The organism is Flavobacterium turcicum, from assembly GCF_011365745.1.
Classification (GTDB): Bacteria; Bacteroidota; Bacteroidia; order Flavobacteriales; family Flavobacteriaceae; genus Flavobacterium; species Flavobacterium turcicum.
In genome coordinates this window covers 265,761-287,469 of the sequence record NZ_JAAOBY010000001.1, presented here as the reverse complement: position 1 = coordinate 287,469, position 21,709 = coordinate 265,761, and the positions used below count along the sequence as shown (strand labels likewise).

Genomic DNA, 21,709 nt, shown 5'->3' with positions numbered 1-21,709 from the left:
TACGGACATTAAATGCAATTTATTTTAAAAATAAAAAATAAAGGGCTTACTTTTGTAATTAAGGGGTTTTCATTGGACTTATCATTGTTGAATGGCTTTTGCCAAATGAAAATCGAAACATTAATTTTTAAAATTTTATTTAAAAATGAAGCAATTCTTTTTTACAACCGTAGTTTATTTCCTGTTTTTGGGCACGATACAAGCGCAACAATTGCAATCTCCGAACGGAAAATTAGTTTTGGAGTTTGCCCTACAAGCAAATGGAACACCAAGCTACCAGCTGAATTATAAAAACAAGGCGGTAATTAAAACCAGTAAATTAGGTCTTGAGTTGAAAAATGACAAGAAATCATTACTGAATGATTTCAAGGTTGTTGATCAAAAAACAAGTACTGTTAACGAAAATTGGCAGCCTGTTTGGGGCGAAGTTGCTACAATAACAAATAATTACAACGAACTAGCAGTTACTTTAGAACAAAAAGAAACGGAACGTAAAATGATTATTCGTTTTCGTTTGTTCAATGACGGTTTGGGTTTTCGTTATGAATTTCCTTCGCAAAAAAACCTAACTTACTTTGTAATCAAAGAAGAAAGAAGCCAATTTGCCATGACTGGCGATCATACCGCGTTTTGGATTCCGGGCGATTATGATACACAAGAATACGATTATACCACCTCTAAACTATCCGAAATTAGAGGGTTGACAGAAAAAGCTACTACGGCCAATGTATCTCAAAAATCATTTTCGAACACTGGAGTACAAACTTCATTAATGCTAAAAACGGCTGACGGATTATACATTAACCTCCATGAGGCGGCTTTGATCAATTATTCTTGTATGCACCTGAATCTGGATGATAAAAATATGATTTTTGAATCGTGGTTAACTCCTGATGCTAAAGGTGATAAAGGCTATATGCAAGCGCCTCAACATTCGCCATGGAGAACCATCATCGTGAGTGATGATGCAAGAGAAATATTAGCCTCTAAAATGACATTGAACCTCAACGAACCCAACAAAATCAAAGATACTTCATGGATTAAGCCTGTGAAATACGTGGGCGTTTGGTGGGAAATGATTACCGGAAAAAGTTCTTGGGCTTACACTGACGAATTGCCAACCGTACAATTGGGTGTTACTGATTTCTCAAAAGTAAAACCAAACGGCAAGCACGGTGCGAACAATGCGAACGTAAAAAAATATATTGATTTTGCTGCTAAACATGGTTTTGATGGCGTGTTAGTTGAAGGCTGGAATCAAGGCTGGGAAGATTGGTTTGGTCATTTAAAAGATTATGTTTTTGATTTTGTGACGCCTTATCCTGATTTTGATGTGAAAGGTTTGCAAGCGTATGCGAAAGAAAAAGGCGTAGAAATGATCATGCACCATGAAACATCAGGATCGGTGCGCAATTACGAACGCCACCTAGACAAAGCGTACCAATTCATGAAAGACAACGGATACGATGCTGTGAAAAGCGGCTATGTTGGTGACATTATTGAAAACGGTGGCAATCATTACAACCAATTCATGATCAATCATTACCAATACGCCATTGAAAAAGCAGCCGATTATAAAATTATGGTGAATGCTCACGAAGCGGTACGACCAACAGGAATTGCGAGAACCTATCCTAATTTAATAGGCAACGAAGCGGCAAGAGGAACAGAATACCAATCTTTTGGAGGATCAAAACCAAACCACGTCACGGTTTTGCCATTTACACGTTTAGTTGGTGGACCAATGGATTATACTCCAGGAATATTTGAAATGGATTTGAGCAAGTTGAACAAGGACAATAATTCTCATGTAAACAGTACACTTGCCAATCAGTTAGCTTTGTACGTGACTATGTACAGCCCACTTCAAATGGCGGCTGATACACCAGAGAATTACGATCGTTTTCCAGATGCGTTTCAGTTTATTAAAGATGTTGCTGTAGATTGGTCTGATAGCAAATACCTTGAGGCAGAACCTGGACAATACGTTACTGTTGCGCGTAAAGCCAAAGGAACAAACAACTGGTTTGTAGGTAACGTAAATGGCGAAACACCGAGAACAGCAACAATCACATTTGATTTTTTAGAGAAAGGTAAAAAATACAATGCTGTAATTTATGCTGATGCAAAAGATGCCCATTATAAAACCAATCCGCAAGCTTACACCATTCAAAAAAAGGTAGTAACTAGTACTTCAAAAATTAAATTATCTAGCGCTCCTGGTGGTGGTTACGCCATTAGTTTAATAGAAATTAAGTAATAGTAAAAAAGGCTGTCAAATCAATGACAGCCTTTTTTTATGAAGAGTAAAAACGTTTAGTCTTAATTTACTTTGATAACTTTAATATCAAAAATTAAAACAGAGCCTCCTGGGATAGAACTATAATCAAAACTTCCATAACCTAGGTGCGCTGGGATTAATAAAATTCCGCTTCCTCCCTCTTTAAAAAAAGGAATTCCTTCGGTCCAACCTTTAATTACTTGCTGCAATCCAAAAGAAATTCCTTCTGGTTTACTTTGATCAAACACATTTCCGTTGGTATAATATCCTTTGTACGCTACAGTCACATTAGATGTTGCGGTAGGCTGTGCTCCCGTACCTTGCTCAGTAACCACATAATACAACCCAGTACCTGTTGCAGTAGCCGTTAGGTTTTTTGCAGCGATATAATCTGTAATTTGTTTTTCATTTTGCGCTGTAAAATCGGTTGGCTCTTTGTCGTTGTCAGACAAACAAGAAACAAATAAGAACGAAATCAAAGCTAATACTGTATATTTCATAATGTAATTTTTTAGTTTGCTGGCAAATATACTAATTTCAGCGAATGAGTAAGTTAAAATTATTTTTCTCCATAAAGTTGTACATCATCCACCATAAACGAACCATCCAGAGCTAAGTTCCGACCTGATCCTACAAACTTGAATGCTATGTTAATTTTGCCTTGATAAGCAGATAAATCAATTGGGCCACTGCCAATGAATTGATTCCAAGGCGTTGCTTGAGTTGGCAATTTCGGGTTTAATTTAGTCCAAGTGGCAGTAGTTACATTCAACCCATTAAAATCAGTTGACACGTAAACCTCCAGCGCATTTAAAGGCGAATCAACATCCAAATGATGCTGTGCCGCTCTAAAAGTGAGGATTTCCTTGGTGTACACATCCATATCAAATTTTGGCGATATTAACCACGCAGTATTGTTCAACACTCGAGTGCCTGAAAAGTAAAACTCCGCATATCCGTTTCCTGACGAAACACCACCGCGCCAAGCTAATGATCCGTTTTGTACAATATTGGCCCAGCCTGGTAAACTAATAACAGAACGATCTACAACAGTTTTAAAATCTTGATTAAAAAAAGGAATGGCTCTGTTACCAGTCATCACTATATCTTTAGCCGAGCGTGGAAGCAGTTGGTAATCATCTCCAAATTTGGTCAAAATCCCTCGAACAATCCCGTTTCCTTCAGGTATTTTTTGAGCAGCAAAGTCGGCAAAACTGCTCGTTCGAACATACAACTGATTGCCACTTTTATCCACTATATTCCAATTACTTGCTCCTCCTACATTATTGGTTTCTTCAAAAAAACTACGCCCAATGGCTTCTTCTGCAAATTGAACATCTTTGATTTCAATAAGTGTGTTTAAATTGGCATCATTAAACACCTCTTGTAAGCTCATTTTGCGTACCAACTCCTCCTCCTGAAGCTGTGTACACGAAGCGTTTACTATTTTTTTATAATCATTTTGCGAAAGCCGCCCCACTCCACCTTGATTAAAAGCATTCACATAGAGACCACCAATTCGTAAACCTCCAAAATACAAATCGGTGTATAAATCTTTTAGTTTAACATACACTTTTGTACCCACACGATACTCAATATACAAGTTGCTCACATCAATAGGAATACTAAAACCTTGCGCAGCTGTGTTGGCTGTAGCCAAAGTTTGAAAAGAAATCGATTTGAAAAAATTCCCTCCTTCATCACTTGATACTACATAGGCCTCAACCACATCATCGTATTGGTATTGGGCTGCGGTGGCAGTTGTTTGAGCTAATACCTTAGCAACCGATGTCGTTACAGCTATATCAGGTTGTGAACATTTTAATTCAGGCGTTGCCGTTTCGTCGGGAACGCATCCCACAAAAACCAATAAAAAACTTATCACAACTATCGTATTTTTAAACATTGTTTTCATAACTATCGTATTACAAGTTGATATAAAAATTGACAAAATAAGTACGGCCATAACCATAAAAATACTTTGGTCCAAAAGAAGGTGTTCCGCTTGAAACATCTTGGTTTCGCTCTCGAAAATTAGCATTACGAGCTTGCTCAAATCCGCCTGTTTTGAAACGTTGATTCAGCACATTATTCACACTAAAAAAGACTCCCAGATTTTTACCTTTCACAATCCATGATTTGCCACCTACAAGATTCAAAAGCATAATAGGATCGAGTTGTTCTTGCTGCAACAACTCTCTGCCACGTTCAGGAGTAGCCTCTGGAAAAGTAAGTCCGCTACTTGGGTTTCTGTAAAAAATATCAGTCCGTGCTATTGGCGATACATCCAGAAAACTATGAGACAAATAGTTTATGGTGCTACCCAACCACCAATATTTAGGATCACGATACTCGCAACCAAAGGAGTACGCTCGCTGCGGTGTCCCCGATTGTTTATAGTTGGTCAATGCAGCTTTGCCGAAATCAAATTGAGCATTTTCAGTGGTTGTTGCTGCTTGCGCATCATTAACCAAAGTTACATTCGGATTACTTGCATACGTATGCAAACCAAAAGCTCCCGCTAAAGTAGTCTTAAATGTTGCCGTCCATTGATACTCTAAACTCAACTCGGCACCTGTATTTTTTTTGTTTAAACCTGTTAAAGTCTGACTCACAAAAGCATCGGTACTCGCATATCCGGCACCATCGTCAAAAATTCCTTCGGCATAGAAAAAAGATACTTGGGTGATGTCACGTTGTAAGGTGTGGTACGCCGTAGCACGCGCTTTAAACAATGGAGAACGATAGGTATAACTCAACTCTAAACTACTATTGCGTTCACTTTTTACATTGGGAACCACCACATTATTGAGTCTAGCGTTTGAAAATACATTTCGTAACGCTGGCGCTTTACTCAAGTGTGCCGCGTGAAAACTGAGGAGTTGCTTCCCAGAAATTTTGTAAATCAAACCCGCTTTAAACCCAAAATTCTCAAAATGCACCGTTTCGCTTTTTCCAAAGGAACTGTTGGGATACAAACCATTTTTGTACAAGCCCTCTCTTTGATAAACCGTATTAGAATAGGTCTGCGCTACATAAAAATCAACATCGTTGTAATTGAATTTAAACTGTGTAAAGGCATCAATTGTTTGAGCAGTGTAGTTAAAATTATAGCCATAAATATCTCCTACCCCAACTTGACGGTTCGGATTATTTAAATCAGATTGTGATTCATCGCCGTTGTAAAAAGCATCAACATCATTGTAGAACTTGCCTCCTAATAAATCTGTTAACTTTTGGTAATTGCGTGAAAAGAGTTTCTTGTAGGAAGCAGCAGCGTTCAGACTAATATTATCGGACAGTTGCGCATTCAAATTGGTTGCTGCTGCTGCCACCTGATCATCTACAACATCATCGTAAAGTACATACTTGCTTTGAGCAGGTTCATAGCTTGTTATGGCGCCATTGCTATCGGCTACAGCGGTTTGATTGGCCAGGTACAATGCCTTCCAATCTAACTGTGGTTGTGCTAAAAAGGCAGCTTTATTTTTGGCGGCATTATCTTCATCTGGCGTAAAAGCCCCAGATAACTCCCCGTCATCAGGAGCGTAAAGTGAACTGTAAAAACTAGGTAATTTGCGGTAATAAGCTGGATCCGGACTGTTGGCATTTTGAAAATCGATATTGCTATTGGTTATGGTTCCCATTTGATACATTAAAGTGGTGTTCAATTGGATTTGCTCTTTAATTTTAAAAAAATGTTGCAACATCACTATTGGTTCTTCGACCGTTTTTAAGCGCGCATTTCGCTTTTTTCCGTTTTGGAAACCCCAATACGAATTGTAATTTTCGGAGGTGAGTTGCGTGACCTCAGCCGTATTCGGTGAATTTTTTGCTCGGGTGTTGGGTGTGTAAAAAGCGGTCAGATTTAGAGAATGACGTTGATTGAGTTTCTTTTCTATACTCACGAAAAAAGAATTCGCATCATACGAAGTACCTTCAAAATAGCCCTCTTGCGCCCATCTTTTACTAGCCGATACAACGTAAGCCCAACCCGATGAACTCATGCCTGATGCGTGAGTAGCCATAGAACGCCAATTGTAATTGCTGTTGGTTCCTGAAAAAGTGAGTCGCGTTCCTGGCCGATAAATAGATGCTCGAGTATTTATTTCCTGAGTACCCAAAAGTGCCCCAAAAGTATAATCAGACGGTGTGGTGCCAATGGTAAACTCTTGATTTCGGAGCGCATCATTGAGTCCGCCCCAATCGCCCCACTGCGGTCGGCCATCAATTATTTTATTCATGCTAAGGCCATTAATCATCATTATGGCTTGTTCACTATCTAATCCTCGGGTTCGAAAACGGGCTTGTCCCCAATGAAAAGCAGCCGCTTGTAAAAAAGCATCTCGGGTAGATTGTAGCAGACCCGCCGTGTTTTCGGAACTGGAATTATCATCACTAAAATCACTTTCAGATAAAGCTATAATACTAGATTGTTGTTCGAAGGATTGGTCTTCTTGAAGTGGAATTGTACCTAAATCTAGGATTTGATTTGCGGCGAGTTCAATAGGAAATAACGCATCTTGATAACCTTGATTGCGCACCAAAAGGTACCATTTTCCGGCTGGAATTTCTTGAATTTGAAAGCTGCCATCAGGATTGGTAATTTGCATTTGTGCCGTGTTTTGAATACTCACTACGACACCTGCAATAGGAATTTGAGTTTTGGCATTTACAACTGTACCGCGAGCAGCAGCATTATTTTGCGACCAAACACTATTAAATAACAAACCAAAGCACAAACAAATTCCGAGTTTTACCATATCCAATGCATTAGATTTTTACATCAACAAAAAATATTTTTTTAAACCAGCATGCCCAAAGTTCAACCAAAAGTTATGACTTAAGGTTGAACAACAAGCAGGCTTTATACCCACTTTTTTGCGGGTATTTCGTGTTAGAATTAAAAAATAAATTTTGGAAAAGTGGTATAAATCTTAAAGCTTAAGGCTGATGAATGGTATTTGAATTTCAGGCACTTAAAAACTATTCGAACGAATTATTATGTTAAAAATAATAAAAAAATTTATTGGTTGTTCCTTTTTTTGAAAAAAATAGCAGTATTTTCTTTTTAAAAAAAAATGAGACGTGTGAGAAAAAGGAATACGACTAGCATAGCCCCGATCGCAGCAGGTATCCTTTTTTATAAACACTAGTATTTCTGGCGTTTTAGCACTACTCGAGTGCGTTTATAAAAAAGATACGGCTAAGAGCGGGAATAGATAGCTACTGAAAACAGCCTGACTGCTCCTAAAAAAATTATGCAATGGCTTTGATTCTGGAAACCATAAGTGTAATTAGCAGTCCGAAAACACCAATAAAAGCGAAAGAAAAACGCAGACTTGACAGCTCAGCGATGTAACCAATAATAGGCGGACCCATCAAAAATCCTAGGAAACTAACGCTTGAAACAGTGGTTAAAGCGACACTTGGCGCTACATTAGGCGTTTTGCCCGCTACGCTATAAACAGTAGGAACAATGGTTGAAACTCCTAAACCAACAAACATGAATGCAATAGTTGAAGGAATAACAAAAGGGAAAAATACGGCTGTAAAAAGCCCGGTAGAAATCATGATTCCGCTAATTTGTAATACTTTTTTACGACCGAATTTATGTATCAAACTATCACCAACAAAGCGTCCGCTGGCCATCATGATCATAAACGAGGTGTAGCCCAAAATTACTAATGCGCCGGGTGCTTTTATGACATCTTTAAAATAGACTCCGCTCCAGTCAAACATGACTCCCTCGCTGGCCATACAGCAAAAACCAATCACGCCGAGCCATATCAAGGTAGGATCAGGTTTTGAGAATAATTTTTTCTTGGCGGCTTTGGCAGTTTCTTTGGCTTTGATTAAAAATTTGTAATTGAAAACCATTAATAAAAGCACTAAAGCACCTACAATAAGAAAATGAGCATACGGAGATAGTTTAAAAGCGAGCATGCCTAAACCTACCAAAGCACCTGTAAAACCGGCAAAACTCCACATACCATGAAAGGAGCTCATGATGGTTTTTTTGAATAAAACTTCGGTATAAACGCCTTGCGTATTTACAGCAATGTTAGAGAGATTTCCGAAGATACCAAACACAAACAAACCAAGCGATAATTGCCAAGCCGCGGTAGCCAAACCCAAATTGGTTAAGCTGAGCACATACATAAAAAGAGAAAATACCAAAACTTTGTGACTCCCAAAACGAGTAACCAATTGGCCTGAGAACGGCATGACTACCAATTGCCCCATAGGTAAGGCAAAAAGAATACTCCCCAAATCACCTTCACTTAAATGTAAAGCGGTTTTAATGTCTGGAATACGGCTTGCCCAAGTAGCAAAAGACAAACCCATGCCAAAATAAAACATAGAAACCGCCCAACGAATGCGGTTTAAATACGAGATTTTGACATCTTTATATGATTTTTTGAATTTGGCTTTGGTACGAGACCTGTTTAAAAAGTTGAGCACAATCAAAATAATGAATTTAGTAATTAGAGGTGCAAAATTACAAAATCCAACTATTGATTGTGTCAATACAACACTAATACCAATAAATACAACGTTATTGTTTATAAATAGCTATTAGCAAACCATTGTTTTGAAGGCTACTTTAAAGTGAAATTACTTTTTGCGCAGCGCTACTTTGCAAAGCTGCCTCGATAATTTGCATTACGTGGACACCATCTTGGCCCGTTACAAGCTCAACGGTATTGTTTGTAATTGAATGATAGACACCATCAAAAAACGCCATGTAATTACCTTGTTGTGTGGGTACGAATTCTTTTTTCAAAATTCCATCAACTTCAGTGTGTAAAAAACCTTGTTGCGATTCCGGCTCTGTACCCCAAGTTGCTGTGTTAGGCTGCATGCCAAGTTTCAAATTATCTTCTTGTACATCGGCACGAGTTTTTAAAAACGAACCTTTTTTGCCATGAACAATAAATGACTGAACGGCTTCGCGGACAAAAAAACCAGCTTTCAAACGCACTCTAAATGAATTGTAATACAAAAGAATATCAATACAATCATCAACCAATGAATTTGCTCGCGTAATTCGAACATCAGCAAAAACAGCTGTTGGCATTCCGAACAAACACAATGCTTGATCTATTAAGTGTGGACCCAAATCTTTTAGAATTCCGGCACCATCATTAGTGGTTTCTTTATGTTGCTTAGGACTTAATAGAGGATTGTAACGATCAAAATGGAATTCGGCTTCTACAATTTCGCCCAAAAGTCCTTCTTGCACTATTTTTTGAACTGTTTTGAAATCGCTATCCCAACGGCGGTTTTGAAAAACGGCCAATTTCACCCCTTTTTCTTGAGCAATTTGGGCCAATTCTTGTGCTTGCGCAACTGTTGTAGTAAAAGCTTTCTCGACAATGGCATGTTTTCCGGCTAATAAAACTTGTTTGGCAAACTCGTAATGCGTTGCAACAGGTGTATTGACGATTACTAAATCAACCTCATCTTGTAAAACAGCTTCGAGCGTAGGATAACTTTTTACCGCTGGAAAATCCAATTGAATTAACTTTTTACTGCGTTCCCACGAGCCCAGCAATTCAAATCCAAGATGATTGGTTATAAATGGAGCATGAAATACTTTTCCTGACATTCCGTAGGAGAGTAATGCGGTTTTTATTTTTTGCATAAAATAAGTTTCAAATTTGTGACATGTTCATTTTAAACATATAAGTCATATCAGTTTTTAAGATTTGTAAAGGTAGCAACAGCCTTTATTTTAACTAATGCCTAAATAGTTTAAAAAAAAGAAAACTTACGTGACTTATATGTTTACAAAACCTAAAGTTTAGCTCGCTCGTATTGTTTAGGCCAAGCAATTTCTGCATTTAAATCGTGTGCAAATGTCAATCCCAAATTAGGGTCTCTCAATGATTCACGCGCTACCAAAACCAAATCGGCTTTTCCAGAGGAAACAATTTCTTCCGCTTGAGCTGCTTCGGTGATTAAACCAACTGCTCCTGTTAAAATGCCTACTTCTTTTTTTATGCTTTCCGCAAAAGGAACTTGGTAATTCGGACCAACAGGAATTTGCTGCTGCGTTACCGCTCCGCCAGAAGAAGCGTCAATTAAATCGACTCCTTTTTCTTTTAATATTTTTGATAAAGCAATCGACTCTTGTAAATTCCAACCGCCTTCAGCCCAATCAGTAGCTGAAATTCGAACGAACAAAGGTAAATTCTCCGGCCATTCGGCTTGCACTGCTGCTACTATTTCGAGTGTGAATCGGATTCTATTTTCGAAACTACCACCGTATGCATCTGTTCGAGTATTTGACAAAGGCGATAAAAATTGATGCATTAAATATCCGTGAGCAGCATGAATTTCCATCACCTGAAAACCCGCTTGAACCGCTCTTTTTGTGGCCGACTTGAAATCAGTTATCACTTTTTGAATCCCATTTAAATCAAGTGCTACAGGCGCAGGATCCGTATCGTAGAACGGAATTGCACTTGGCGCGACGGTATTCCAACCACCCTTTTCGACAGCTACTTTTCGACCACCGTTCCATGGCGAAGCAGCACTAGCTTTACGTCCGGCATGAGCTAACTGAATGCCAGGAACTGAATTTTGACTGATAATAAAACGGTTTATTTGCTGCATTTTCTCGATTTGCTCGTCTTTCCAAAGTCCCAAATCTTCTGGCGAAATGCGTCCTTCTGGCGATACCGAAGTAGCTTCTTGAATAATCAAAGCTGCGCCACCACTGGCACGGCTTCCTAGGTGTACCAAATGCCAATCGTTTGCAAAGCCATCTACGGCAGAATATTGGCACATGGGTGAAATAGCCAAACGGTTTTTTAAGGTGATACTTTTTATTGTTAATGGAGAAAATAATGCTGATGTCATGCTGAATTAAATTTAAAATGAAAGAAACACTTTAATAAGTTTCCAAAAAAGTAAAGTTAAGGCTCTATTACCAAAATAGGAATTGAATTTTTGATAATTAACAAACTTTTAAAAAGCGATGGTATAAATATTGTAAAATATACAAACAGAAAACCTTACTTTTGTGAGTTATAAAAGAACTAAAAATTTAAAATGGACATAGTTATCAAGCTTTCTCAATTTTTATTGAGTCTATCATTACTGATTGTACTTCACGAATTAGGACATTTCATTCCTGCCAAATTATTTAAAACCAGAGTCGAAAAATTCTATTTGTTTTTTGATGTAAAATATTCTCTTATCAAAAAGAAAATTGGCGAAACCGAATACGGTATCGGGTGGTTGCCACTAGGTGGTTACGTGAAAATCTCCGGGATGATTGATGAAAGCATGGACAAAGAACAAATGGCTTTGCCTCCACAGCCTTGGGAATTTAGATCGAAACCAGCTTGGCAACGTTTGATCATCATGTTGGGTGGTGTAACGGTCAATTTTATTTTGGCTTTCATCATATATATAGGAATGGCGTATGTTTACGGCGACGTTTATATTGCTAACAAAGACTTGAAGGATGGAATGCTGGTAGAAAATACGGTCCTGCAAAAAATTGGTTTCCGCACCGGAGATCAAATAAAAGCTGTGGATGGAGAAAATATCGAAAAATTCGATAAAGAATTAACCCTAAAAGTGCTTACCGCAAAAGAAGTTGTTTTACACCGCAATGGTGCTGATACTACTGTAAAGCTTCCTATTGATTTTGTAGATCAACTTGACAAAGTAGAAAAAGGAGTTTTATTAGATATCAGAATGCCATTTGTTGTTGGTGCAATTTCAGAGGGATCAAAAAACACCAATTTACAACCAAAAGATATTGTTCTTGCTATTAACGGTACGCCTACTAAATATTTTGATCAAGCCAAAACCGTTCTTGAAAACAACAAAAATAAAACTGTAACCGCTACAATACTTCGTGAAGAGAAGGAATTAAAATTACCGGTTGTAATATCGGCTGATGGAAAACTTGGTATTGGAATTGGTCGTTTGGGTATGGAATCGCTAGAAAAACTAGGCTACTATAAAGTAAGTAAGCAACAATTTAGTTTTGCCGAATCTATCCCGGTAGGAATCACCAAAGGAAAAGACCAGCTAGTTGGCTATGGTAAACAATTAAAAATGATTTTTAGTCCAAGCACGGGCGCATACAAACAAGTAGGCGGATTCAAGGCTATTTTTGATATTTTTCCTAAAACTTGGAGCTGGGAAGTATTCTGGAATATCACCGCTTTATTGTCAATAATGCTCGGAGTAATGAACCTTTTGCCAATTCCGGCACTTGATGGAGGTCATGTGATGTTTTTATTGTACGAAATTGTTTCAGGCAAAAAACCTAGCGATAAATTCCTAGAGAATGCACAAATGGTTGGTTTTGTTTTACTTATCACACTCTTACTATTTGCTAACGGAAACGACATTTACAAAGCGATCATCGGCAAGTAAAAAAAATGAAAAAAAGTTTGAAATTTATTTGCAGAAACCAAATGATAGCCTATCTTTGCAACCGCTTAGACAAACAAACAGAGTTGTTCAAAAGCAAATAAAAAAGACGTTCTTTAAAAAAATTAAAATATACAGTTTCCTCCTTAGCTCAGTTGGTTAGAGCATCTGACTGTTAATCAGAGGGTCCTTGGTTCGAGCCCAAGAGGGGGAGCTTTTTTAAAAAGACTATCAGCAATGATGGTCTTTTTTTTGGTTTAAACTTTTTCGGGCCTTGGTTCGAGTCCGCCGCGGCGGAGGAGCTTTTAGAAAGCCATTCAAGAAATTGAGTGGCTTTTTTGGTTATCAGTGGGTTTTGGCTGTATCTTTCTAAAAATCAAGTAAATTCTTTAATGATCTTTTTAGCAGTATGAGTACTACCCCAATTAGCAAGTTCGTGTAATAATGGAAGTAACGACTTGCCAGTGTTAGTTAAAGAATATTCTACTCTTGGCGGTATTTCAGTGAATTCAATTCTATGAATCAATCCATATTGCTCTAATTCTTTCAATTCACCAGATAATACTTTATTTGAAATCGATGGTATGATTTGGTTTAGTTTCCCAAATCGAATTGTCCTATCTCCAATACAGTTTAGTATGATGGGCTTCCATTTACCTCCTATGATACTTATTGTGCGGGTTACGGGGCAATTTAATGGGTTGTCGATGAATTTGCTGCTCATATCTGGTTACCTTTTGGTTACTTGTATTTACTAACTTAGTTACGAATGTATAAAATTTGAAATAGATTTGTAAAAAAAATATAAAATGAAAAATTACATACAGATTATCAGTTTTTTATTAATTAAGTTCTTTTTTGTTTCCTCTGTTTTTGCTCAAACAAAATTGACTTTAGGGAAACAAGTTTTTGAATTACATAACGTGACAGGATCAATCATTAAGTTTCAAGGTGAACCCGTGCTTAAAATTGAAAGAGATTTAACCACTTTGCCATTTGACCCAAATAGATTAGAGGCGACTGTAGATGAAAAACATTATGCAAAATTAGTTGGATTAAATGATTTTGAAAATGGAACTATAGAGATTAAGATGTATAGTCAAATTCAAGATCCATCCCCTTTTGCAGGAGCTGCCGGTTTTATTGGCTTGTATTATCGAATTGCTGCAAACGATTCTGCGTTTGAGTCAATTTATTTGCGACCTAAAGTTGGAAGAGCCTCAAATCAAATGTTTAGAAACCACGCTGTTCAATATTTTTCTTATCCGGATGCAAAATTTGAAACACTTAGAAAAAATTATCCTCCTGGATCGTATGAGGGCTCAGCACCAGTTGCTTTAAATGAATGGATAACAATGAGAATTGAGGTAAATGGAGAAACGGCCGAAATGTTTATTAACAATATGAAATACTCTTCTTTTATCGTTGATAAAATGTTAGGTAAAGTTAAAAAAGGAGGAGTTGGACTTTATGTTGATATAGCTACAGTTGGATACTTTAAGGACTTGAAAATAATAAAAAGACCCTATAAAGCTCCAATCAAGAAAGAAGAAAAACAGGAAGGTATTTAAACTCCCTGTCGATTTGCAAGAAGTTTAACTTTTTATTTTTCTGATAGTTACATATTCAATAATCGCATTATAGTTGCAGCTTCTGTCAATAAGGGGAGCTTTTTTAAAAAGACTATCAGCAAGGATGGTCTTTTTTTTTGGTCTAAACTTTTTCGGGCCTTGGTTCGAGTCCGCCGCGGCGGAGGAGCTTTTAGAAAGCCTTTACAGCAATGTAGAGGCTTTTTTTTGGTTTAAACTTTTTCGAACCTTGGTTCGAGTCCGCCGCGGCGGAGGAGCTATCCATGTCTTTTTAGTTTTGTTGAAAACAAAAAGACTAACCACAGCTAAGACCTACTTTAAATTTCTATTTTTACAAAAACTCATTTTTATGAACGCAAAACCATTTTTAAAATGGACTGGTGGTAAAACCCAGTTAAATAGTTGGAGTTTTTATTTAAAAACCTATTTTCTACATTAATGAACCTAAACTTCAATCTAATTTTAGCGGAGGGATATAAAAGCAATTCACAGATTGCAAGAGTTTTAACTGAAAATTGGGTTAAAGAAAATTCATATTGCCCAAACTGTGGCGAACTATCATTGAATGACTTTGAAAATAACATGCCTGTTGCTGATTTCCATTGTATAAATTGTAAAGAAGAATTTGAATTAAAAAGTAAAAACGGCAAACTCAGTTCTATAATTAATGACGGTGCGTACGACAGTATGATTAGAAGAATTACTTCCGACACTAATCCAAATTTTTTCTTCTTAACCTATGACAAAAACACAGTAAATAATTTTTTGGTTATACCAAAACATTTTTTTACACCAGAAATAATCATCAAAAGAAAACCATTATCTGAAAACGCAAAAAGAGCTGGGTGGATTGGTTGTAACATAGATATATCAAAAGTTCCAGAAAGTGGAAGAATTTTTATAGTTAAAAATTCAAATATTATTGACCAAGAACAAGTGTATAATAAATTAAAAAATACCGCTTTTTTAAAGTCAAAAAAACTTGAATCAAGAGGATGGATTTTAGACATTATGATTTGTATTGAAGAAATCCGAAAAGAATCTTTTACTTTGGAGGATGTCTATTCTTTTGAAAATAAATTAAAAATTAAATATCCAAACAACAACCATATTAAAGATAAAATCCGACAGCAATTACAATTTTTAAGAGATAAAGGTTTAATAGAATTTAACGGTAGAGGACATTACAGAAAAATATAATCATGGGAAAATATATATTTATTACACCAGAAGGATCAACAGAAGCTCCAAATGGAAAACAAGTTGAAAATATGCAAGTAATCGGAATTGTCGAGAATGTTCCCAACGAGGATGAAGCATTAAAAAAACTCTTGATTGAAAACGAATGGATATTTGATAGTGAATTTAATATAGCTGAATTTATAGCGTATAAAATTTCATGATTTTAAATCCAAATACCTTCCCTCAATACCAGATTTTTTTAAAGCCAAAGCATTATCTTCTCCGTAAGCAATAAACACACTTGGAGCACCAGGAGTCCCTTTCTGTTCACCATCAATATTGTAAAATTTAATTCTTCCTTTTACAAACAGAATGGCATCAGCATTATACCAAATGTGATTAAAAAAACATTTGGTTTCAGTTCTAGCAAAAATTAACACAATTCCGTTACCATGATTTTTTAATTTTTCAATCCAAGCTTCCATCCCTTTTCCATAGGGCGGATTCATATAAACTCTTCCAAACCAAGATTTAGTTAAACCATCATCAATAACTGTAAAGTTAGTTTTGGCGTGAACAAAAGGCGGATTTATTGGAGTACAAGGGTCTAAATCAAATTCTCCTAGTTTTTTCACTAAATCTGGCGGTGTTAGCCATTCTACAGTAGTTTTTTCTGAACGTTCAAAAGATGCATCCATAACATTTATTTAATTTTTTCAAAGAAATAGATTTTATAAATGTTACACAACCCACAATAAGTGTGATTTTATTTTTTTGAAATCAATAAGTAAAGGAACTTGGGATAAATCGGAAGGATTTGATTTTATAAATGATTTCAATCGTAATTGGTTAAAACAAGTTAGAGAAAAACTAAAAGATAACGGCACTATATGGATAAGTGGCACGTACCACAATATATTCTCTATCGGACAATTACTACAAGAATTAGGTTTTAAAATCCTTAATGTCATCATATGGGAAAAGAATAACCCACCACCTAATTTTTCTTGTCGCTTCTTTACGCATTCTGCCGAGTTAATAATCTGGGCGCGTAAAACAGAAAAAGTACCACACTACTACAACTATGAGTTAATGAAAAAACTCAACGGTGATAAACAAATTAAAGATGTTTGGAAATTACCGGCAATTGCCAAATGGGAAAAGTCGTGCGGTAAGCATCCAACCCAAAAACCTTTATCAGTTTTAACTCGAATTATTTTAGCCTCAACCAAACCAGGAGCGTGGATTCTAGACCCATTCGCCGGAAGTTCTACAACAGGTATTGCAGCAAATTTGGCAAACAGACGCTATTTAGGCATAGATATGGAAACTGATTTTTTAGAAATAAGTAAAAATAGAAAACTAGAAATAGAAGATTCTGAAATAGCTGAAACATATCGCAAAAAAATAAACGGATTTGAACATAAAAAGCAATTTCAAAGCTACTTAGCCGACGAACCGAAACCAAAAGAGCAAGTTATGTTAGGCTATATAAGAAGTAAGGATTTGGCCCAACTTCATGAGACACGTAATTTCTATTTTCACTCTACTGACAAACAAAATAATTTTGTAAATTTTCCTTACGATTTACACAACGCCAAACAACTTGTAATTTACTCTGGCGGTAGAACAAAAGATTTTCATTTAACTCGTTTTTGCGGAGAAATTGATTGTATCGCGCACAAACATAAGTCTAAAATTAAAGGCAAGGAAAACTCCAAAACAGATTTTTATTTTGAAATCACTTTAAAAGAAAATTTTAAGGAAGATAAATCTATAAATTTAAAATCGAATGTAAAAAAATGGATGAAAGAGTACAATGAACATTATAATTTTACAGCAAGTGATTACTTACCAATATTAACTTTTTCAGAAAATATTTTTGTGACGGAATGATTACTTTTACAACCACACATAATTTATACCTAATATGATTTTGTATTACATAACTAAACATAAAAGGAAAATCATTTATCTAATAACATAAATCCGCTACTACGTAAGAACTTTTTAGATAGACTATCAGCAATGAAACGTCTTTTTTTCTTAGTGCAGTTTACAGAATTATTTGCCTACATTTTCATACTATCATTTGAACCAGAACAATTTGTATTTATAATTCCAATATTTTTCTTATTTTCCCGTACTAAAACTACAACAACATGTTACGACGAAAATTTATTGGAGCTACTACAGCAATTGGTTTAGCAAGTTTGATGGGATTAAAAACCAAGACAACATCGCAATCTGTTCTGCACCAAGTTTACTTTTGGTTAAAAAATCCAGATTCTGAAGCAGACAAAAAACAACTCATCGCAGGCTTAAAAACGCTAGAATCAATACCAACAGTGCGACAAATTCACATAGGCACCTTAGCATCTACTGAAAAACGCGAAGTAGTTGACACCTCTTGGCAGGTATCGGAATTGTTGTTTTTTGACAATGAATCCGACCAAAAAATATATCAGGACCATCCCATTCACTTAGAATTCGTAAAAAAACACCAACACCTTTGGGAAAAAGTACGGGTTTTTGATAGCATTACACAGTAGCTTTTTCAGAAATAATTGCAATAATAAGTCGTTAATAATCTGTAATTTACGAGCAATAATTAGTTGAAAAAGAAAGGGATTTCAGAAATACCTCATCTGCAAACAGTTCACTACCAAACCATTTGATTATTCACTATATTTGAACAGTAGTCAAAATACACAACCACTTTGATCAAGGCTTTTAATTGTAACAACAGTTGAAAATAAAGTTCTAAATTGTGTTTTCATTTCAAAACTATAAACTAACTAAAAACCAAACCATATGAATCGAACGCATTGTAAAAAAGTCTTTCATGGCCTTATCATTGCAGCAGCATTAGTGAGTAACGCACCAAGCGGATTCGCTCAAAAAAAGAATGTAAAAAACAAAAACACGGCAGCCATTGCTACAGATAGTGTTTTTAACGCGCTCAAATGGCGCAACATCGGGCCGTTTAGAGCCGGTAGGTCCTTGGCAGTTGCAGGTCACGCCAGTCAACCGCTCACCTACTACTTTGGGGCAACCGGTGGCGGTGTCTGGAAAACCATTGACGGCGGAAACGAATGGTTTCCTATCTCTGACAGTGTATTTAAATCGTCTTCCGTTGGTGCTATTACCGTGGCACCTTCTGATGCTAATGTGATTTATGTAGGAATGGGCGAGGCCGATATGCGCTCTAACATTTCCTTTGGCGATGGCGTTTATAAATCTGTAAACGGCGGAAAAAGCTGGGCAAAAGCAGGACTAGATAAGGCAGATGCTATTGGTAATATTGAGGTACATCCTACTGATGCCAACATCGTTTTTGCAGCAGCAATGGGAAATCCTTTTCAATCGAACCCGGAGCGTGGTGTGTACCTATCAAAAGATGGCGGAAAAACATGGCAATTAGTGCTTTCTAAAGATGCTAAAACCGGGGCGATGTGCGTGCGCATTGATCCTTCTAATCCGCGAATTGTGTATGCTACCTTATGGGAAGCTTATCGCAACGGACACTCGATGTCGTCTGGCGGAAAAGGTTCTGGACTTTACAAATCTACCGATGGTGGCGATACTTGGGTTTCTTTAAATGAAAAACCAGGAATGCCTGTTGGTTTGCTTGGAAAAATAGGAATAGCCGTTTCGCCTGTAAACTCAAACCGTTTGTATGCTTTAATCGAAAACAACAAAGGTGGTTTGTACCGCTCTGATGATGCTGGTGAACACTGGCAATTGATTAACGAAGACAAAAATTTGTGGCAACGCCCATGGTATTACATGAATTTACAAACCGATCCTAAAAACGAAAATGGATTAATTGTTTTGAATGTTGATGCTTGGAAAACCAGCGATGGCGGAAAAAGTTTCAAAAAAATAAATGTAGGTCATGGTGATACGCATGATGTTTGGATTAACCCAAACAACCCTGATAATTTTATCATTGGTGATGATGGTGGCGGAGAAGTTACCTATAACGGAGGCGAAACTTTTACTGCCCTAGATGTACCTACGAGCCAATTTTACCACGTTTCGGTAGACAATGAATTTCCGTATAATATCTACGGCGCACAACAAGACAATTCTTCTGTTCGTATCGCTTCAAGAACCAATGGTTATGGTATCGGTACAGAATCTTGGTATCCGGTTGCGGGTGGCGAAGCTGGTTATATTGAAGCTGATCCAACCAATTCTGACATTACTTTTGGTGGTGAATACGACGGACAATTAAGTACTTTCAACAAAAAAACAGGACAGTCAAAAGATATCTCTCCTTATCCAGAGTCGAATATTGGAGCGCCATCCAATGCTAAAAAATACCGTTTTCAATGGACGTACCCGATTGTTTTTTCGCCTCACAATCCTAAGAAAATGTACGTGACCTCACAAGTAGTGCACGTTACCAAAGATCAAGGAAATTCTTTTCAAATCATAAGTCCTGACTTGTCGCGTAATGATCCTAAAACGACTGGCGAAACAGGAGGTCCGATTACTTTAGACCAAACCGGTGCCGAAGCCTATGCTACTATTTTCACCTTATCAGAGTCGCCTCTTGAAGAAGGTGTTATCTGGACAGGATCTGATGATGGTTTGATTCACATCACGAAAAACAATGGTGCCAAATGGGATAATATTTCATTACCAACAACGCTTTTACCTGATTTTTCATTGATTAGTATGATTCATACTTCTGAGCATCAAAAAGGAAAAGCTTACGTAGCGGCGAACAAATACATGTACGGCGATCGCAATCCATATTTATTTAAAACGTCTGATTACGGAAAAACATGGACCAAGATAACGAACGGAATCCCTAATGACGAATATTGTCGAGTACTGCGCGAAGACCCAAACAAAGCAGGATTGCTTTATGCTGGTACAGAACGCGGTATTTATGTTTCATTCAATGATGGCGATTCGTGGCAAAAACTCAACTTAAACCTTCCCTTGACACCAATTCGTGATTTGCGTGTTCACAAAAGAGAGAAAGATTTAGTAGTGGCTACACACGGTCGTGCGTTCTGGGTTTTAGATGACATTACTCCATTATACGAAATCAAAGACCAAGCAGTAAAAGCGGACAAACACTTATTTAAACCACGTCATGCCTACCGTATGTCAGGTGGTCAAAGTGATGACACAAGCACCGGAACCAATGCGCCAAATGGTGTAATTGTACGTTACTATTTTAAAAAGAAACCTACACGCGAGATAAAACTGCAATTTGCTACTCCAAAAGGAGATACTATTATCACCTACTCGTCTACTAAAAACTTGAAAGGCAAAGAAATGACACCTTCAAAAGAGTTTTATACTGATACCAAGAAAGCACAACCTGGAACAATTTCAGCGCAAGCTGGTATGAATTCTTTTGTGTGGAACATGAGATATCCTAATGTGACCGAAGTAGAAGGCACCAATGTAATGTGGGCTGGTTCTGGAGCTGGCGCAAAAGTAGTTCCTGGTACTTATACCGTTAAACTTTTAGAAGGAAAAAATGTAATTGGCGAAGCAGCCTTCGAAATTAAATTAGACCCAAGAGTAAATACAAGTGCAGCCGACTTACAAGAACAATTTGATTTGCATCAAAAAGTGAACAAAAAAGTGGACGAAGCGCATAAAGCGATCAACAAATTACGCAAAATTAGATCGCAAATCAATTCTTATATCGGTAGCGTAAAAGATGCTGTGCTGATAGAAGAAATGAAAAAAATGACAAAAACTACTTTAGAAAGTCTAGACGCTATCGAAGGAACTTTAATGCAACCTAAAGCCAAAGCACCACAAGATGTATTGGCCTACCCTATTCAATTGAATGATAAAATGGCTGGTTTGGGGTCAAACATTTCTTCATCAGAGTCAAAACCTACACGTAATGCCTATGTAGTTTACCAAGATTTAGCTCAAAAAATAGATGCTCAAATAAGTAAATTACAAGAGCTGATGGATAAAGATGTGAAAGCTTTTAATAGCTATGTGATGCAACAAAAAGTTCCCGCTATTATTTTAGATGAGGATAAAAAATAAGTTGTTCGCGATTGATGAAGTTATTAAAAACGTCAGTTCGAGTATTTTTTGTGTAGTAAAACGAAACAAAAAATGTATCGAGAACCGTTCTCAATAAAATTTTTCTTGTTCTCGATACTTTTTTCTACCGAAAAAAACTCGAACTGACGAAAAATTATAATTAAAAACTAATTTCACTCAACCTTACTACAAAACCAGATCATCCAAAAAAGGGACCGTT

General features: G+C 36.9%; 15 protein-coding genes, 1 tRNA gene and 1 pseudogene. 9 read left to right on the top strand and 8 right to left on the bottom strand.

Going from position 1 to position 21,709, the window contains the following annotated elements; genetic code table 11:
• Positions 1–145 precede the first annotated feature (145 nt).
• Positions 146–2,260, top strand: coding sequence for a glycoside hydrolase family 97 protein (locus tag G9Q29_RS01255; RefSeq protein ID WP_166132692.1), 2,115 nt, complete (start codon positions 146–148; stop codon positions 2,258–2,260).
• A gap of 62 nt (positions 2,261–2,322) precedes the next feature.
• Here the strand turns inward: G9Q29_RS01255 and G9Q29_RS01250 are convergent, their stop codons facing one another.
• From G9Q29_RS01250 to G9Q29_RS01225, 6 genes are all read right to left on the bottom strand, one after another.
• Positions 2,323–2,781 (bottom strand): FKBP-type peptidyl-prolyl cis-trans isomerase, encoded by a 459-nt coding sequence (locus tag G9Q29_RS01250; RefSeq protein ID WP_166132691.1) that lies wholly within the window; start codon positions 2,779–2,781, stop codon positions 2,323–2,325.
• 59 nt (positions 2,782–2,840) lie between these two features.
• Entirely contained in the window at positions 2,841–4,196 is a 1,356-nt protein-coding gene (locus G9Q29_RS01245) for a DUF5689 domain-containing protein (protein ID WP_166132690.1), read from the bottom strand.
• A 10-nt stretch (positions 4,197–4,206) separates the two neighbouring features.
• Positions 4,207–7,044, bottom strand: a complete 2,838-nt coding sequence (locus G9Q29_RS01240) for a carboxypeptidase-like regulatory domain-containing protein (RefSeq protein ID WP_166133516.1) — start codon at positions 7,042–7,044, stop codon at positions 4,207–4,209.
• A 496-nt stretch (positions 7,045–7,540) separates the two neighbouring features.
• On the bottom strand, positions 7,541–8,746 hold the full coding sequence (locus G9Q29_RS01235) for an MFS transporter (protein WP_394367658.1): 1,206 nt from the start codon (positions 8,744–8,746) through the stop codon (positions 7,541–7,543).
• Positions 8,747–8,888: 142 nt separating this feature from the next.
• Positions 8,889–9,929, bottom strand: a complete 1,041-nt coding sequence (locus G9Q29_RS01230) for a Gfo/Idh/MocA family oxidoreductase (protein WP_166132689.1) — start codon at positions 9,927–9,929, stop codon at positions 8,889–8,891.
• 152 nt (positions 9,930–10,081) lie between these two features.
• A complete protein-coding gene (locus G9Q29_RS01225) occupies positions 10,082–11,149 on the bottom strand; it encodes an NADH:flavin oxidoreductase/NADH oxidase (protein ID WP_166132688.1) in 1,068 nt (355 codons plus the stop codon).
• Between the two features lie 192 nt (positions 11,150–11,341).
• Here G9Q29_RS01225 and rseP point away from each other — a divergent pair, with 192 nt between their 5' ends.
• The gene (gene rseP / locus G9Q29_RS01220; protein WP_166132687.1) at positions 11,342–12,685 is read left to right on the top strand and encodes an RIP metalloprotease RseP; all 1,344 of its coding nucleotides are present in this window, start codon (positions 11,342–11,344) and stop codon (positions 12,683–12,685) included.
• Between the two features lie 137 nt (positions 12,686–12,822).
• A tRNA-Asn gene (locus G9Q29_RS01215) sits at positions 12,823–12,896 on the top strand.
• A 162-nt stretch (positions 12,897–13,058) separates the two neighbouring features.
• On the opposite strand, the gene G9Q29_RS01210 is transcribed toward G9Q29_RS01215, so the two are convergent.
• Complete coding sequence (locus tag G9Q29_RS01210; protein ID WP_166132686.1) at positions 13,059–13,406, bottom strand: winged helix-turn-helix transcriptional regulator; 348 nt, start codon at positions 13,404–13,406, stop codon at positions 13,059–13,061.
• Between the two features lie 85 nt (positions 13,407–13,491).
• On the opposite strand from G9Q29_RS01210, the gene G9Q29_RS01205 reads away from it, so the two are divergent.
• The 3 genes from G9Q29_RS01205 (at position 13,492) to G9Q29_RS01195 (ending at position 15,674) form a co-directional block, all read left to right on the top strand.
• Positions 13,492–14,253 carry a LamG domain-containing protein gene (locus G9Q29_RS01205; RefSeq protein WP_166132685.1) on the top strand — a complete coding sequence of 254 codons (762 nt, stop codon included), beginning with the start codon at positions 13,492–13,494 and terminating at the stop codon, positions 14,251–14,253.
• Between the two features lie 420 nt (positions 14,254–14,673).
• Complete coding sequence (locus G9Q29_RS01200; protein WP_225872869.1) at positions 14,674–15,471, top strand: DpnI domain-containing protein; 798 nt, start codon at positions 14,674–14,676, stop codon at positions 15,469–15,471.
• A gap of 2 nt (positions 15,472–15,473) precedes the next feature.
• Positions 15,474–15,674 (top strand): hypothetical protein, encoded by a 201-nt coding sequence (locus G9Q29_RS01195; RefSeq protein WP_166132683.1) that lies wholly within the window; start codon positions 15,474–15,476, stop codon positions 15,672–15,674.
• On the opposite strand, the gene G9Q29_RS01190 is transcribed toward G9Q29_RS01195, so the two are convergent.
• Positions 15,669–16,151, bottom strand: coding sequence for a DNA N-6-adenine-methyltransferase (locus G9Q29_RS01190; protein WP_166132682.1), 483 nt, complete (start codon positions 16,149–16,151; stop codon positions 15,669–15,671). The two genes, G9Q29_RS01195 and G9Q29_RS01190, sit on opposite strands and share 6 nt — an antisense overlap.
• An 82-nt stretch (positions 16,152–16,233) precedes the next feature.
• Between G9Q29_RS01190 and G9Q29_RS14845 the strand changes: the two are divergent.
• The 3 genes and pseudogenes from G9Q29_RS14845 to G9Q29_RS01175 form a co-directional block, all read left to right on the top strand.
• Positions 16,234–16,863, top strand: a pseudogene (locus tag G9Q29_RS14845) (DNA-methyltransferase); the annotation flags it as partial.
• Positions 16,864–17,615: 752 nt separating this feature from the next.
• Positions 17,616–18,005: a Dabb family protein gene (locus G9Q29_RS01180; RefSeq protein WP_166132681.1), complete on the top strand. Its 390-nt coding sequence runs from the start codon at positions 17,616–17,618 to the stop codon at positions 18,003–18,005.
• 262 nt (positions 18,006–18,267) lie between these two features.
• Positions 18,268–21,489: a WD40/YVTN/BNR-like repeat-containing protein gene (locus G9Q29_RS01175; protein ID WP_166132680.1), complete on the top strand. Its 3,222-nt coding sequence runs from the start codon at positions 18,268–18,270 to the stop codon at positions 21,487–21,489.
• The last annotated feature ends 220 nt before the right edge of the window (positions 21,490–21,709 follow it).